Here is a 14,583-nt window from a genome sequence, read left to right on the forward strand (position 1 = left end):
TAGTCCCTTACTTAATATGTTACGGTTCGAGCACGGTTCTATATAACTAATTGACGTTTAACTTCTTTAAGATTTAGTATAGTCCGAATCCTTATGACTAAGACATTAAAAATTTTAGATTTTAGATATTTGATTTTGCTTTCCAGAAGACGATATGTTCTGTTTTAATAATCTTACTTAAATACTCTAAAGCAATTTTGATCTTATCTTCAGTATCAAAAAACTCAATAATAATAGGTAGTTCCCATATGCCATCCACTATAGACATGTAGTGCTCACCGGTATCACCAAAACCCTTAATTGCACGAAACATGGTGATACCGCGGATTTTTGCTTCATTTTCTAAATAATCAAATATATTTCGAATAAAGCGTGATTTTTCAAGCATATAAACTCTCACGATAATGACATCAACGGATTCAATTAAGTTTTTCATATCATCCACCCTGTTTTTTGATTTTGTGGTTATTTGTATAATTATAATCCATTTAATGTTTTCTGTTATTGTATTGAATTAAAGTTATTTTTCTCATAAATTCGGTTAGTTAGTAAACTTCCCAATAAATTGTGGCAAGGTATAACCGAAGTGACAAAAGATCAAAGCATTTTAAGAACTACCTGCTCGTTGTCTATTAGTGAATCTATTAGACTTAGTGTATGACTATACCTCCATTAAAATCTGAAGCTAAAGTAAAAGAAGAGTCGGAAACACCGTTCGTATCCTCATTGCTATTAGTAATTGAAAAACTAATTACCCAATTGCAGCAACAAGGTGACCAAATTGAGGAGTTGCTCCGCGAAATTCGTCACTTTAAAAAATTAAGAAAGAGTATTGCAAGTGCAATGAGCTGAAGTTGGCTACATTCGGTTTGTGTCGCAAGCGATTGCATACGCCTCCTTCAAGAAGGTATGTCTTTTATCAATGTCGGTTTAAGAACTCAAGAGGAAGTACCTGCAGCAAGAAAAAACCCATTACCTAATTAGCCATCAGCAGTTAGATTGATTGTTGGCAGGACTTGATTTTTCACCTGATGTTAGAGTTTTCCAATTTTGATTCAATCGCTTATCAGAGATCTTGCCCTTTCAGTAAAGTGTAAAAAATATAGTGGTAAGGACGGATGATAGTATTGTGTGCCTTGATAAAAATCGTCAATTGCAGTCATCAGAGTTTACTGTATATCTAAAATTCAGCTCAACTCTGTTGTACAATTAGAGTAAATTGCTCGTAATCGTCCGTTGTTACCTATGGATGACTATAAAGCATTTTAGAATAAACTTCGTTATAAGCTCTGCTTATATCAGCCATATTATTCCAAACACCTTTTATATTATCAAAATTAGTTAGACACTGTTTCTCCATGATATCTAATACATTACTCAGATAATTTAAAGTTATGTAACCATTTTTAAATAATACTTCTATATTTTTTTCTAATAACTTTTCTGGGTTATAATAATACATCAATGCTGTAGAAGGCATAGAGGTAATTTTTTGAGTTGTTTTAACATTAAAATTCATAACTTCTTTGTATAGTTCTTCTAAAGGGTTAATACCTTTAATCTGATAATATAAAATGGCCATAATAACTTTCCTTGTATTGCAACGCACAATATTAAAAATAGTATTTAAAAAAGATTTGTCAATCTTCCGTCAGTTTTTAAGCATTTTTTGAAATATGTAATGAGTATCTGCTTTATTATCATCGGCTCTTTTAGTACTGTCATCATTAACCCAAGCATAGATAATTATTTTACTTTGCTTGATGGTACCTAAAAAATAAGCGATATTGTTGAAAAAATTTAGCTTGAAACCAGTGTTTGTGATTAGTTCCTAATGTTGAATCTTGTTGATGCTCCGAGGCGAGCGGATCGATAGGTATTTATTGTATCATTCATTATTAGTGCTGCACCTAACCCAAGTATAAAAACAATCAACAATAACGCTTGTTTCCCGGTGTTGGTGTAATAAAAAATCTGATCAGTCAAGTGTTCCAAATAACCGTTTTCTTCTGCAGCCTGAGAAATTAAAAAAACACCAAACAAATAAAATATCACTTCCGGTTCAATAGCAGTGAGAGCGTGTAGTGGTGTTATTTGTTGAAACAATAAAGTAACAATGGCACCGATAGCCATTATTGTCCAGATAGGGATAACGACGCTTGTCATTCTGCGCAATGCAATTGTAATTAGTACAATCAGAAGAATAATTACCGCAACAGGCATTTCTTTTTATCCTTAAATGATAAGCTCTACCTTGGTAGTGATTAGAATCAGTATTAAAGTTATTCCTTTAATTTATTGATAAATGCATTTCAGCGACAAATATTTGTCATATCCAGACCGTTAGTTGGGTTATAAATAGGGTGGTGTGTATTTTCTTAGAAAAAAAGCACTTATTTGTATAAAAACCCATGTCAAAATCTAAATATCGCTAACTTATTAAGTTTCCCCTATTTAATAAAGAATTCATTTGTTTTTTTTCTTTACGGTATATTTGAATTTCACAATTGCAAGATTGACTTCAATACTTGCTTCGGTTTCAGAAGTATCTAATTGTTCCGGAACAACTAAATCAGAAATTAAGTCCCCTGTTTTTTGCATAAGCTCTTGGTATTTTGGTGAGTTTTGTGGGGTTTGTGGTATTGCCTTAATCGTGCGTGATATTTCTCTAACTTTTGTAAAAGTATCTATAATGGCTAAAGTGGTTTCTGTTGCTTTCTGGCTTTTTAATATTGTGGCCAGCATATATAAGCCTTTTTCAGTAAAGGCTGTAGGTAGTTTTGTCTTACCACCTTTTATTGAGGTCGCAAATTGCGACTTCAATGGCTCCCACTCTTCGTGAGTTAACTCAATGAGATACCCGGCTGGGAATTTTTCAGGATTTCGACTCACCGCTTCATTTATTCTTTTAGTTTCTACATTATATAACTCAGCAACATCACTATCGATAATGACATGTTTGTTGCGAATCTCAATGATTTTTTCCTCTACAACAAACTCATTTATATTCACACTAAATCCGCCGTTGTTAACTAATACGGTATTATATGATTAGTAAAATTTTATTCCCAGAGGAATTGTCAGGAGCTGTGGATTAAATATTTTATATCTTCTGGTGATGTGATATTGTTTTGAGGTGGATAACAAACACTCAGATTCTTATAGAATGACACATGGTGACGATCTCGCAGATTAATTTTGCGTTTAAGTGTCAGTCTATAAGATTTGTTGAGTTAAACCGCCGAATTTGCGATAAAGAATTATGAGGTTTATATTAAATTTATCATGAGCAGTTGAGATAAGTGAGATGTACTTATGTTGTCATTTCCATATATTTCATGGTCATCTGAATGGATTTTTGCATCGAATCTTTTCTTATTCATGAGTTTATACGGTTTTTTTGCAAAAGTTGCTATAGTTATCCATGCCCCTCATTAATTTACAAAGGCTATTAAAATTTCATAATATTTATCTTCATATTACTGCCAACTCAACTGGAGGATCTCCATAGTGGGTTACCCATTTAGATAAAAGTGTTGAGAATACATTTAATCGTCCAAAAATCACAGCGTGGACAATTAATAATGTTCACTCCAGTTAGTCTTAGCATTAAGTCATTGATTTTTTCTTTTTCAAAAAAATGAACGTGACAATATAAGCCAGGAAGAAGAGCAACTATTTAAAGATTTATCTCAACAGATGCTTGGTTTTTCTGGTGATAACATTGAGCGATTGATCCAATCAGGTGCACTTGTGGAGGTACTATATAATGAGCACAAATAAAACATATAAAAGTGATGTTTTTGAGGCCGTACATGAAACTGTCATTGATATGTTTGATGCGGGTGTTATTGATAAAAAAACAATGCGGCAATTTGATCGCGCCTGCTTAACCCCGATACATGAATTTTTACCTGCAGAAATAAAGGCCTTGCGTGAACGAGAAAATGTGAGCCAACCCATATTTGCGTATTGTCTTAATGTATCTAAAGATCTTATTAGTCAATGGGAGAGGGGGCTTAAAAAACCAGAAGGTACTTCTTTAAAATTGCTTTCGTTAATTGAAAAAAAAGGGTTGAATTCCATATTATAGGCATTAAGTCTGATTTATTTTCAAATTAGATTTACTCGTATCCTATGGTCACGGTTATAAGTGATGGACTGATTTAGCTAACTTCAGACAGGATGGAAACTAAAACCGACCTTTAAATTTCGCGTTTATTCAATTATTAGAGGTTATTTAATGTAAAGTTAACCTGGAATTAATCACGTCTGTATCAACAAAAAATACGTATTAAATTAAGTCGAGTATATCTATTATTCATTTCGGTTTAATAAATTCCATGAAAAAGCACTCGATTGACTCTTGATGGATGTTTTCACTGATTAGAAAGCAAAACTTAATTGTTGTGAGGGTGCTTGGGGCAATATATTATTTAAGATGGATGCAGACTTTGTATTCTTGTGTTCCCATTGGTTGAATCTCTTAATGGTTTTGGCAGCAAGTAATTCGTTCTTCTCTTTGATATAAACCATGATTAGTAACAGATGCAGCATCAGATGATTATCGCAGGTTATGGTTTTAAGCTGATATCCTCGAAGGTGGCGAATTTTAGCCAAGGCGCAAAAGTGCTCAAATCCCTCACTAAAATCGGTAAAGGCCAAAGTGCGGCTTTGTCCGAGCCTTGATTTAATACGGCCATTGATTAAGGTGATAATCCAATCGTCCAGCAAATCTTTGCTTAAACGAATCACATAATAGCGTGACCCTTTTTCAAAACGGGCGGCGTGATAGTATGCTTTCGGAGCACAATCGATCAGGAGCAAAAAGGGCGGAGTAGTGAACCAAGGGCGCATTAAAACAAGGCCAGGTTGGCGATACGTTTTAAGCGCTCAGGATTGTCTTCCACATAAATGGCGGTGGTGACAATGTTGGCGTGTCCAGCCAAGCGTGAGACGGCTTTGATATCGGCACCCTGTTCAATGAGACGGGTGATAAAGGTACGCCGACCGGAATGCGAACTTGCCCCATGAATTCCAGCTTTATCATAAAGCGACTTAAACCATTTTTGTAAGGTATTGGCGGTAAACCGGCTTTGGCGCTGGGTTTGAAACAGGGCCTTGTTGCGGGGCATGTGCTTCAACTCATTTAAATGGGCTTGCAAGACTTCACGGATTTTTTTATGGGTCAGATAAGCATGACGCTGTTTTTCGCCTTTGGTCATGGACCGTTTCAAAATGAGCTCATCCAATAATTGATAATTGGAATTGGCCACATCGGCAATGGTGAGCGAGGCAATTTCTTTGGCACGTAGCCCTAATCCAAACGAGCAATAAACGAGGGCTAGATTACGTGTGCCCATTTTACCCACTTTAGCTACTAACAGCAGTAATTTAAATTCCGCTTCACTCAAAACCTTTGCTTTTCCTTCACGCGCCATCAAAAACCCATTAACACCCTGATTTATTATCATTTTATACAAATAAGGATGTGTTTGCAAAAGTAAAAAATGCCAATCACTTACAACCTGTAAGTTTTATCTTTATTTGGCAGGAAAATTTAAACTTTAAATGACAGACTTTAAATGGCAGATTGACTAAATTAAATATTTCTACTATTCTAGAAGTATGGATATAAAAAACTCACTAAAAATATTTGACGCCCTTTCTCAAGAAACTCGCTTGCAAGTGTTTCGGCTACTTGTTCAAGCAGGGCCAAACGGATTATCCGCTGGTGCAATTGGGGATGAGTTGGGTATTTTACAAAATACCCTATCATTTCACTTAAGCCATTTGTCTAATGCCGGAATTGTCACGTCCTATCGCCAAGGGCGTTATGTATTTTATTCTGCAAATTTTGTGTTAATGCGCGATTTTATCGCCTTCATGGTTCAGGATTGTTGCAGTAAACAACAAGTTCAAATTCAACAACCTGGGACAGACGATTGTCTGGTTATAAAATTAAATGATTGCTGTAATTCTAAAAGGAGTAAGTCATGAAACGTTTTCATATTCATATTGATGTTGACAACCTTGCTGATAGTATCCGTTTTTACAATGCTCTATTTGGAGCAGATCCCGTAAAAGTTAAGTCCGATTATGCCAAATGGATGCTGGAAGATCCGCGTATTAATTTTGCCATTTCAACTCGTGCTGGAAAACATGGCGTGGAACACTTGGGAATTCAAGTGGATGATGCCACTGAATTAGATGCACTGAGAAACCAATTTTCAGAGGCTAATATTTCAACCCATAGCGATGGTGAAACAACCTGTTGCTATGCCAAATCACAAAAATCATGGGTGAGTGACCCTAACGGAATTGCATGGGAAGCCTATCATACCATGGAGGATGCTCAATTTTTTTCTGGAGATAATACAACTGAAGGCTCGTGTTCAATGTCCACCAAAAAAACATCAACCTCTTGCTGTGATGTACAATCAAAATCAACCGGATGTTGTGATTGATACGTACTGAGCCAATTAAATTATTATTTCTTTGTACAGGTAACTCTTGTCGGTCCATTATGGCTGAGGCAATAACTAATTATTACTCGAATGGCCGCTATCTGGCTTTTAGCGCAGGCAGCATCCCGACTGGAAACGTACATCCGAAAGCGATAGAAACTCTTGCTCGTCATGGTATCAAACCGAATACACCTCGCAGTAAATCCTGGAATGAATTTAATTCAGAATCTATTGATTTAGTCATTACTGTCTGTGACCAGGCAGCTAGTGAAAGCTGTCCTATTTTCCCTGGTCAACCAAAAAAACTCCATTGGAGTATTCCTGATCCTGCTAAAGCAGAAGGATCTAAGATGAAAATAAATACAGCATTTGAAGCGGTATTTAATCAACTAAAACAACAAATAAAAAAGGAGCTGTTGTCATGAGCACGTGCAGCACTCGTCGCCTTTCTTTTTTAGATAGATATTTAACGTTATGGATTTTCCTGATTATGGGTTTAGGCGTTGTTATCGGATCTATTTTAACCGACATGCCACAATTTTTAAATTCCCTATCGATTGGTTCCACCAATATTCCTATTGCGCTTGGCTTGATTTTAATGATGTACCCACCCCTGGCTCGGGTAAAATATGAAGAATTACCGCTGGTCTTTAAAGATTGGCGAATTCTATTGTTGTCCTTAATTCAAAACTGGCTTATCGGGCCATTTCTCATGTTTGGTCTTGCTGTTTTATTCTTACATGGATATCCCGAATACATGACTGGACTCATTCTCATTGGTTTGGCTCGATGTATTGCCATGGTAATTGTCTGGAATCAGCTGGCTGAAGGCGATAATCAATATGTTGCGGCTTTAGTGGCGTTTAACAGTATATTTCAGCTACTTTTCTTTAGTGTCTATGTCTGGTTTTTTCTAACCGTTTTGCCACCCCTTGTTGGCATGACGGGACAAATGGTTCATATCGATTTTATGACTGTTGCTGAAAGCGTCTTCATTTATCTTGGAATTCCTTTTTTATCAGGATTTCTGACTCGCTTTATACTGATAAAGAGAAAAGGGATAATGTGGTATGAAACTAATTTTTTACCAAAAATTTCTCCCATTACTCTAATAGCCCTATTGTTTACTATACTGGCGATGTTTTCTTTGAAAGGCGCGATGGTATTGCAACTTCCATTAGATGTAATTCGAATTGCATTTCCTTTAGCTGTTTATTTTGTTGTGATGTTTTTTGTCAGTTTTGCGATGGGGAAGCTCATCGGGGCTAACTATCAAAAAACAACAGCAGCTTCATTTACTGCTGCCAGTAATAATTTTGAATTGGCTATTGCTGTTGCAATTGCCACCTTTGGGCTTAACTCCGCCATTGCTTTTACAACTGTGATTGGCCCACTTGTTGAGGTGCCGATTCTTATTTTACTAGTAAATATTGCATTGTGGTTGCGCCAACACTGGTTTTATAAAGCAAATCATACGGGGTAGGATTGATTAAACTGGTTTACTTTCAAATCTCTCGGATTTACTCGTAACGTGATTAAAGGCAAAAATGAACATGCAATCAATAAGAGAATTACTAGAGGCTAAGCAAATCATAATTTATTTTTCTACAGTTATTGTAGCAATCATAATTGCTTTGCTCGTGCCGGCCACGAAAGTTTTTGCGAGCAGTGTAAACCTTGCATTAGCTCTGATGCTGTTTGTAACGTTTCTACAAGTGCCGCTTGCTGACTTTAAGCAAGCATTAGTGAAGTTTCGTTTCCTCATGGTTCTATTTCTAGTGAACTTCATGGTGGTCCCGTTAATTGTAGTGGCGTTAGTCCAATTTCTTCCCATCGATCCAATGGTACGACTTGGTGTGCTATTAGTTTTGCTCACTCCGTGTATTGATTATGTCGTAACTTTTGCGCATATTGGACGCGCCGATGCTCGACTACTTTTGGTGGCGACACCTGCGCTTCTTATCTTACAGATGCTGCTTCTACCTATCTATCTTGGACTATTCCTTGAGGAAAGCGCTGCTCACTTGGTTCAACCTGGCCCATTTGTCGAAGCCTTTATATGGATAATTGCTATTCCGCTTGTGCTCGCAGCACTTACACAAGCGTGGGCTAATCGAAAATCGATGGGCAAACGGGTTTTAATAGCACTTGGATTGCTGCCCGTACCAGCGACAGCTCTTGTGTTATTCGTGGTCATTACGTCGGTGGTACCGCAGCTCGGTCTTGAGGCAGACTCAGTTTTAAAAGTAGTTCCAATCTACATTGCCTTTGCTATTATTGCTCCCTGGGCTGGATGGTTTATCGCTCGAATCTTCCGCTTGGATGTGCCTTCCAGCCGATCTGTAGCATTCAGCGCAAGTACTCGCAACTCTCTTGTTGTCCTACCGCTTGCTTTTGCGATACCAGGCGCTGTTCCTATACTGCCGGCAATCATTGTCACTCAGACACTTGTGGAGTTGATAAGTGAACTGTTCTATGTGCGCTTAATTCCTAAACTAATGAACTCATAATGCTAACCTACTCATACAATTAAGTATTGTTGGTTAAGACAGCCGGTTGTCGTAATTCTCGTTTTTTGACATAAGTATTAAGACCGATATGAGGCTAAGAGCTGCCCAGCAGTTAGTTTATCTGAATTAAGTATCGCTTTATTTTCAAAAAGTAAAGCGTCTCTCTTTAAGGGGTTCTTTGCAGGAAGGTACGAAATTTCCCACAGACCCCATATAACCCTTTACCAGTCTAGGTTTTAGCTAATAAATTGATTTTTTCATTGCTTACCAATTTTTTTATAAGTTCTTGTAAATTAAGACATTCATGATCGTTATAAAATTCATAAATTCCAATCAAATTAACATGTAGCCATGCAACGGGGGATAGACGAATTATTTTCAAACATTCTTCCTCCATTTTGTTCTGTTTGTAATGCTCATAAAGTCCAGTCAGAAGGGATGCATTGTAAAAAATAATACAGTTGGACAGTAATCGTGCGCATTCGTTATTAATGGTTAGCTCAATCTCGGTTTTTCCAGCTAATTTCCTGCTACTAATCCTTGCGATAGCGGCTCTGAGCTGGTGGTATGACTCACCCCGATTTAAAGAACGATGAACTGTTTTACGCATCCCTTCATCATCAATATAATCAAGCAGGTACAGTGTCATGATGACTTGATCCAGTTCTATCAATGCCCGTAACGTATCATTAGATTGGTATGACGATAATTTTTTGACAATAGTACTTTGGCTGCTCTTTTTCAGTCCCAATGTTGCCATGATTCTTAAAATATTGTCCCACTCTTTAATGATTAACTGCACATTCACTTTCTTACTTGGTTTTACCAGAAGTCCTTCATAATCCTTTGGATCATCAAAACTGACCAGGTTATTCCTCGCTTTTTTATCCAACTGGGTAAATCGTGGCATAAACCGGTATCCGAAAAGAAAGAGTATGATGAAATTCACGCGGTTTATACTGTGCATGTCCCCAGATATAGCGGCGATTTCAATATCGCTTGTATTACTATTGAGCATATCAAACAGATAATGGCTTTCATGCTCGTTTGCACCGATAATTTTAGTACACAGGGGTAACCAGTTCGCGCATAAGGTGTAAGCAGATACACCTTGCCCAAACCCAAAATATTTTGTTGAAAATCGCGCCATAATGGAGTTGAATTTTGTCTCAAGCTTTTGGCCGTCTATGCTCGCATGGATTCCGTAATCAGCAAGCGTATATTTTTCAAATATGGGGAGTTTCTTCAAACGATTCATAACCACATCACTGGCTTGTGTTAAGGTCATGTGTCGAATAAAATCAGCGTAAGTTGACTTGAGGTCATGCTCTTTAACATCGCTAATGTCTTTCATTTTGTCAATATCAATACCAGTGCCCTTAGCAACCAGACAGGCCGACAATACAGACTCATCGACTTGCTTTTTACTGCCTGATGGCAATATATGAGTAAATTTTTTCATAAAGTCTGTCTGGCTATGCGTAAACTGTATAATTTTAGCAATACTGGTTAGGGGCATGTTTTCATAAAAAGGATTATTAACACCATCATCTGATTTTTTATAAGGTAAAGTCCAACGAATTACCTCTCCTTTTTTATTGTGCTTCAGTTTGATTTTTTTGTTTTCGCCAGAAGTAATCTTATCATTGACCTCTTTGTAGCGCGGCCCTAATCGGCTTTCAAGCTCTTTAAGAAGGTCGTTGATATTATTTGCCAGCAGCTTATTCTCCAACTGTTTAATGATAGATTTCTTGTTTTTATCCCAGTCTTGCTTTGGGTGCAGCTCATCATTTAAGGCACGGTACGATAAGCTATTATAAATGGTGACTGATCCTGACTTGATGCCCTTTTCAATCTGAAGGTACAGCATTACTTCGTATTTGTCTGCATCAATGCACTTTGTTTTTTTGCTGGTTGTACCCAATCTGATTTTTTTAATAACATGGCGTCGCAACAGCTTGGGTATAAATTCAATTGGAATATCTTTGAATTGATAAGAGCTGAACACTTTATTACTGGCATAGTGTCCCTTCAAAAAGGTAATTGCTGCTTGTAGTTCCTTGTTTTTGCTCTGAAAATCCAATGCCTTAAATGCAGCACGTGTATTAAGCTTAATTGTAGGTGCTATTTTTTTATAGTATTCCCAGCGATAAAATTCGGGTGTGAAATTTGGTTTTTTTATTTTTCGTATAAACTGTTGAAATTTTTCTTGAGGCACAATCTCATAGGCTTTTGTTCGTATGGCGTTGTCTGCAACTTTCTTATTATTTACCAGCGATAAAATCGCAGCGGCAGTATCACGATGATCTTTATCATCATCCTTGGCATTAAGTATTGCTTCGGCTTGGTACTCTTCTGCTTCACCTGCGTAGAGATTCACTTTGTGAGTAAAGCTGCTGATTATATGATCACTTATTTTTAAATAACGATTGTACGCGTAACACATGAGATACAATCTGGATAAATTCTTTTGTTTCATAGCGCGTAATCCGTAAACCGTGTGGTATACAGCCAAGTCAGCATAGTGGATTATATTTTGCTCTGAAATATCCAGTTCTTTGATGATTTCAATGGATTTTTGATAGAGCGATGAGAGAAATTGATGCTTTTTGACGGAAGCGTTAATCTCTGCTGTTGTAAAATCTTTCTGGTCTTTTTTTAAAGTCGTCAATTGATAAAACAACTCATCTTTTTCCAGGAACTCAGCCAATAGTTCCCTGAAAGGCTTGTCCATTAAGGTATATATCTTGTTACTTAATCTATTTTTTTCATTGTTTAGTGCCTCAGAAACCATTTCTTGCAATGTAGTATAGGATGGCCTAATAATCTTATGCTGATGGAAGTATTCCAGAAGAGAATCAAACACGTATTTTGGCACAGCATGCTGCTTCATCAATTCTCTGGCATAACGCAGTGCTTTATCTTTGTGATGACTCGAATAAATAGATGCATTATATTTTTTCAAAATGGCGTTACGATTATCATAGTGATGCCGCTTGCTTACTTTTGTTTTGGGAAATTTTTCTGAAGGAAAATATGTCTTGATTACATACCAGGTATCCTGTCTGTTCCCCTGAAACGTGATATGGTGAAAATAGTTTGTGATTCTAAAAAATCCAATTTGCAGAATATAATTGATCTTTTTGGGAACGTTATCAAATGAGTTAAGGTATGCTTTATCCTCTTCATCTAGCTCAAACACAAACGGACGGTCCTCATCTTCCAAAACAGGTATTGTGTAGAGCTTATTAAAATCGTCATCAGAGAGTATGTTTAGTCTGGCCATAACCTTCGTTTTAACAAAAACCAAATTGTATCATAAGCGATCATATAAGACCATATAAAATGCTATTGTGATATTATTGATAAACACCTTAAGAGAAAAATCAGTAAAAATAGAGTGAGCATTGTATGATTTATGGGTACGTTCGGGTGAGCACCCAAGAGCAAAACGTGGATAGCCAAAAAAACAGTATCAGTCGCTACTGCATCGATCACAAACTGATGGTTGATGAATGGATAGAGCTTGAAATGTCATCGCGCAAATCGACGGCATTACGACGTATTGATGAACTGTTGAGTAAACTACAACCTAATGACGTGGTTATTGCCTCAGAATTATCAAGGCTTGGGCGATCTATCAAGGAAACGCTCAATACAATAGAAATAATCATAAAAGAGAAGCAATCTCGACTCATTCTTATTAAGCAAAATCTGGATTTAAATCCCAGTGATTCCAGTAATATGAGCAATAAAATACTCATCACCGTATTTTCGATGTTAGCTGAATTAGAACGCGATTTTATTTCAGAACGAACTAAAGAAGGGCTTCGTGCCCGTGTTGCCAAAGGAATTAAACTCGGCAAACCCAAGGGTAGCATACAGGCATCTATGTATGATAAAGACCGGGAAAAAATTTTCAATCTTTACCAATTGGGCGTGCCTTTACAAAAAATCATTGAAATTCATCTTGGGTATGGGAAGTATTTATCCCTTAGGGACTATATCTGTAAACGTAGATTGGATGAAAAGAAATAGAATTGAGGCAGTCTTGATGGAATTTATGAATTTTATAACGATCAGGAATGTCTTAATTTACATGATCTTATAGAAAAATTAGTGAGCAATAAAAAAATCGATTTATTGGCTGCAGCCTAGACTGGTAAAGGGTTATATGGGGTCTGTGGGAAATTTCGTACCTTCCTGCAAAGAACCCCTTATTGTTTAATTAAATTGCAACTCAATATCCCAAATATAATCTCTATAGGTTGAAAAGAAAAATATTTCTAAAAGCTATTTAAATAGCTTTTAGAACCCATTCCGGCAATGGTGCATTATAATCCAGGGTAGAGACTCTCCATACTCCCAAACCTCACTATTATAATTTCCAGTTGAGCCAAAATCAAAATTAGGGGCTAACTGTTTTATGTACATATAGGCTAATAGACCTGTGTCTCTTCCTTCAACCCAATCCGCGCATAGAAATTATTGCCTTTAAAAAATCGCTCATGCTCAATCCAATCTTGAGAGTTTTTGTCAATTGGCCAGCAAAGTGTGTGTATTTGATACTTTTTATAACGATTTTTTCCTTTGAATAGGTCATTTAAAAAGTTTTTAAGCCCTTGGCTTCTAAAATAAGTATGCCCCTCATCACCATAATGTTTAAAAAATAGCTCGGAAAATCGCTCTATAGGGCTTTTTTCGATAACAAAAAAATATGGCCAAAGGGAGAGGGTTAAGAATCAAATAGCGTTTAATATCAGGCCTTTTTAGCAGCAAATTATTATTGTAATATATTTTTAAGCGTCGAAAATTGAGAAAGCTGTGGATAGAATAACTTAGGGTAATTAATCCACCTACGATATATAGCGTTATCAAAAACTCTTTTACACTCACATCCATTGCTTACACCATAATTCCTAAATCAAAAATCTTTAAATGAGGACTTTTAACGATCGGTTAATTATAACATTCTTATGGGGAATTGGCGTGTACGGTGATTCAGGCAGTTACGTTGCACATTCTGTTTAAATTACATTAATGACAATCAATCGTATTTGATTTTGAGCGCAATCGGGTTATAATATAATTAACCATACCTGCCACGCCTCTTAATAATGCGGACCAGGGCGGGTTATTTACTTTATGCATTCAAAAATGGTTTTTAATAAACCACCTCTTTCCATACCAGAACAAATACATCACTTACGGCAAAAAGGGCTATTGTTGGATAATGAACAAGAAGCTAGCCAGTATTTGACGACCATTGGTTACTATCGTTTGATGATTTATTTTAAGCCTTTTCTCATTAGCTCTGCGACAAACACTAGCCAATTTAAACCTAACACGCGATTTTCGGATCTTTTAAATTTGTATGCCTTTGATAGAGAGCTACGCTTATTAGTTATCGATGCCCTAGAGAGAATAGAAGTCGCTTTTCGTACCGCTATATCAAATGCCATGAGTTTGAAATATGGCGCACATTGGTATCTAAACATGGATTTATTTTCTTCGACTGAGCAATATCAGATGTTTTTGGAGGAGGTTAAATCACATCTGAAACGTTCACACGAAGACTTTATTAAAACGTATTCTTTTTAAGATTC

The 14,583-nt window shown here is 36.6% G+C and carries 18 protein-coding genes and 1 pseudogene; 10 read left to right on the top strand and 9 right to left on the bottom strand.

The annotated features are described in order from the left end of the window. Positions 1–121: 121 nt before the first annotated feature. On the bottom strand, positions 122–436 hold the full coding sequence (locus OQJ13_RS16130) for a DUF190 domain-containing protein (RefSeq protein WP_265711988.1): 315 nt from the start codon (positions 434–436) through the stop codon (positions 122–124). 221 nt (positions 437–657) lie between these two features. Between OQJ13_RS16130 and OQJ13_RS16135 the strand changes: the two genes are divergently transcribed. Continuing rightward, entirely contained in the window at positions 658–852 is a 195-nt protein-coding gene (locus OQJ13_RS16135; RefSeq protein ID WP_265711989.1) for a hypothetical protein, read from the top strand. A 391-nt stretch (positions 853–1,243) separates the two neighbouring features. Here OQJ13_RS16135 and OQJ13_RS16140 read toward each other — a convergent pair whose 3' ends face one another. From OQJ13_RS16140 to OQJ13_RS16160, 5 genes are all read right to left on the bottom strand, one after another. Beyond that, the gene (locus OQJ13_RS16140; protein ID WP_265711990.1) at positions 1,244–1,582 is read right to left on the bottom strand and encodes a hypothetical protein; all 339 of its coding nucleotides are present in this window, start codon (positions 1,580–1,582) and stop codon (positions 1,244–1,246) included. Between the two features lie 69 nt (positions 1,583–1,651). Then, a complete protein-coding gene (locus tag OQJ13_RS17040; RefSeq protein WP_416209930.1) occupies positions 1,652–1,786 on the bottom strand; it encodes a type II toxin-antitoxin system YhaV family toxin in 135 nt (44 codons plus the stop codon). Beyond that, positions 1,752–1,880: a type II toxin-antitoxin system YhaV family toxin gene (locus OQJ13_RS17105; protein ID WP_416209931.1), complete on the bottom strand. Its 129-nt coding sequence runs from the start codon at positions 1,878–1,880 to the stop codon at positions 1,752–1,754. The genes OQJ13_RS17040 and OQJ13_RS17105 overlap by 35 nt, the downstream gene beginning before the upstream one ends. After that, entirely contained in the window at positions 1,825–2,223 is a 399-nt protein-coding gene (locus tag OQJ13_RS16155) for an SLC13 family permease (RefSeq protein WP_265711991.1), read from the bottom strand. The genes OQJ13_RS17105 and OQJ13_RS16155 overlap by 56 nt, the downstream gene beginning before the upstream one ends. Before the next feature lie 243 nt (positions 2,224–2,466). Next, positions 2,467–3,012 carry an ORF6N domain-containing protein gene (locus OQJ13_RS16160; protein WP_265711992.1) on the bottom strand — a complete coding sequence of 182 codons (546 nt, stop codon included), beginning with the start codon at positions 3,010–3,012 and terminating at the stop codon, positions 2,467–2,469. 624 nt (positions 3,013–3,636) lie between these two features. Between OQJ13_RS16160 and OQJ13_RS16165 the strand changes: the two are divergent. Together OQJ13_RS16165 and OQJ13_RS16170 are read left to right on the top strand one after the other, a co-directional pair. Next, a pseudogene (locus tag OQJ13_RS16165) lies at positions 3,637–3,783 on the top strand (type II toxin-antitoxin system RelE/ParE family toxin); the annotation flags it as partial. Beyond that, entirely contained in the window at positions 3,770–4,093 is a 324-nt protein-coding gene (locus OQJ13_RS16170; RefSeq protein WP_265711993.1) for a helix-turn-helix domain-containing protein, read from the top strand. The pseudogene OQJ13_RS16165 and the gene OQJ13_RS16170, both read left to right, overlap by 14 nt. Before the next feature lie 293 nt (positions 4,094–4,386). On the opposite strand, the gene OQJ13_RS16175 is transcribed toward OQJ13_RS16170, so the two are convergent. After that, positions 4,387–4,857 carry a hypothetical protein gene (locus tag OQJ13_RS16175; protein ID WP_265711994.1) on the bottom strand — a complete coding sequence of 157 codons (471 nt, stop codon included), beginning with the start codon at positions 4,855–4,857 and terminating at the stop codon, positions 4,387–4,389. Further along, complete coding sequence (locus tag OQJ13_RS16180; RefSeq protein WP_265711995.1) at positions 4,857–5,441, bottom strand: tyrosine-type recombinase/integrase; 585 nt, start codon at positions 5,439–5,441, stop codon at positions 4,857–4,859. The genes OQJ13_RS16175 and OQJ13_RS16180 overlap by 1 nt, the downstream gene beginning before the upstream one ends. A 187-nt stretch (positions 5,442–5,628) precedes the next feature. Here OQJ13_RS16180 and OQJ13_RS16185 point away from each other — a divergent pair, with 187 nt between their 5' ends. The 5 genes from OQJ13_RS16185 to OQJ13_RS16205 all read left to right on the top strand — a co-directional run bounded on the left by OQJ13_RS16185 (position 5,629) and on the right by OQJ13_RS16205 (position 8,977). Further along, positions 5,629–6,000 carry an ArsR/SmtB family transcription factor gene (locus tag OQJ13_RS16185; RefSeq protein ID WP_058509060.1) on the top strand — a complete coding sequence of 124 codons (372 nt, stop codon included), beginning with the start codon at positions 5,629–5,631 and terminating at the stop codon, positions 5,998–6,000. Next, positions 5,997–6,467, top strand: a complete 471-nt coding sequence (locus OQJ13_RS16190; protein ID WP_058509059.1) for an ArsI/CadI family heavy metal resistance metalloenzyme — start codon at positions 5,997–5,999, stop codon at positions 6,465–6,467. The genes OQJ13_RS16185 and OQJ13_RS16190 overlap by 4 nt, the downstream gene beginning before the upstream one ends. Further along, positions 6,464–6,892 (top strand): arsenate reductase ArsC, encoded by a 429-nt coding sequence (locus OQJ13_RS16195; RefSeq protein WP_265703875.1) that lies wholly within the window; start codon positions 6,464–6,466, stop codon positions 6,890–6,892. The genes OQJ13_RS16190 and OQJ13_RS16195 overlap by 4 nt, the downstream gene beginning before the upstream one ends. Then, positions 6,889–7,950: an ACR3 family arsenite efflux transporter gene (gene arsB / locus OQJ13_RS16200; RefSeq protein ID WP_058509058.1), complete on the top strand. Its 1,062-nt coding sequence runs from the start codon at positions 6,889–6,891 to the stop codon at positions 7,948–7,950. The genes OQJ13_RS16195 and arsB overlap by 4 nt, the downstream gene beginning before the upstream one ends. 70 nt (positions 7,951–8,020) lie before the next feature. Then, on the top strand, positions 8,021–8,977 hold the full coding sequence (locus OQJ13_RS16205) for an arsenic resistance protein (RefSeq protein ID WP_058509057.1): 957 nt from the start codon (positions 8,021–8,023) through the stop codon (positions 8,975–8,977). 229 nt (positions 8,978–9,206) lie between these two features. On the opposite strand, the gene OQJ13_RS16210 is transcribed toward OQJ13_RS16205, so the two are convergent. Then, entirely contained in the window at positions 9,207–12,263 is a 3,057-nt protein-coding gene (locus tag OQJ13_RS16210; RefSeq protein ID WP_247359132.1) for a Tn3 family transposase, read from the bottom strand. Between the two features lie 125 nt (positions 12,264–12,388). Between OQJ13_RS16210 and OQJ13_RS16215 the strand changes: the two genes are divergently transcribed. Next, positions 12,389–13,015: a recombinase family protein gene (locus OQJ13_RS16215; protein ID WP_110540140.1), complete on the top strand. Its 627-nt coding sequence runs from the start codon at positions 12,389–12,391 to the stop codon at positions 13,013–13,015. Positions 13,016–14,134: 1,119 nt separating this feature from the next. Continuing rightward, the gene (locus tag OQJ13_RS16220) at positions 14,135–14,578 is read left to right on the top strand and encodes an Abi family protein (protein WP_162262800.1); all 444 of its coding nucleotides are present in this window, start codon (positions 14,135–14,137) and stop codon (positions 14,576–14,578) included. The last annotated feature ends 5 nt before the right edge of the window (positions 14,579–14,583 follow it).

The organism is Legionella sp. PATHC035 (assembly GCF_026191115.1).
Classification (GTDB): Bacteria; Pseudomonadota; Gammaproteobacteria; order Legionellales; family Legionellaceae; genus Legionella.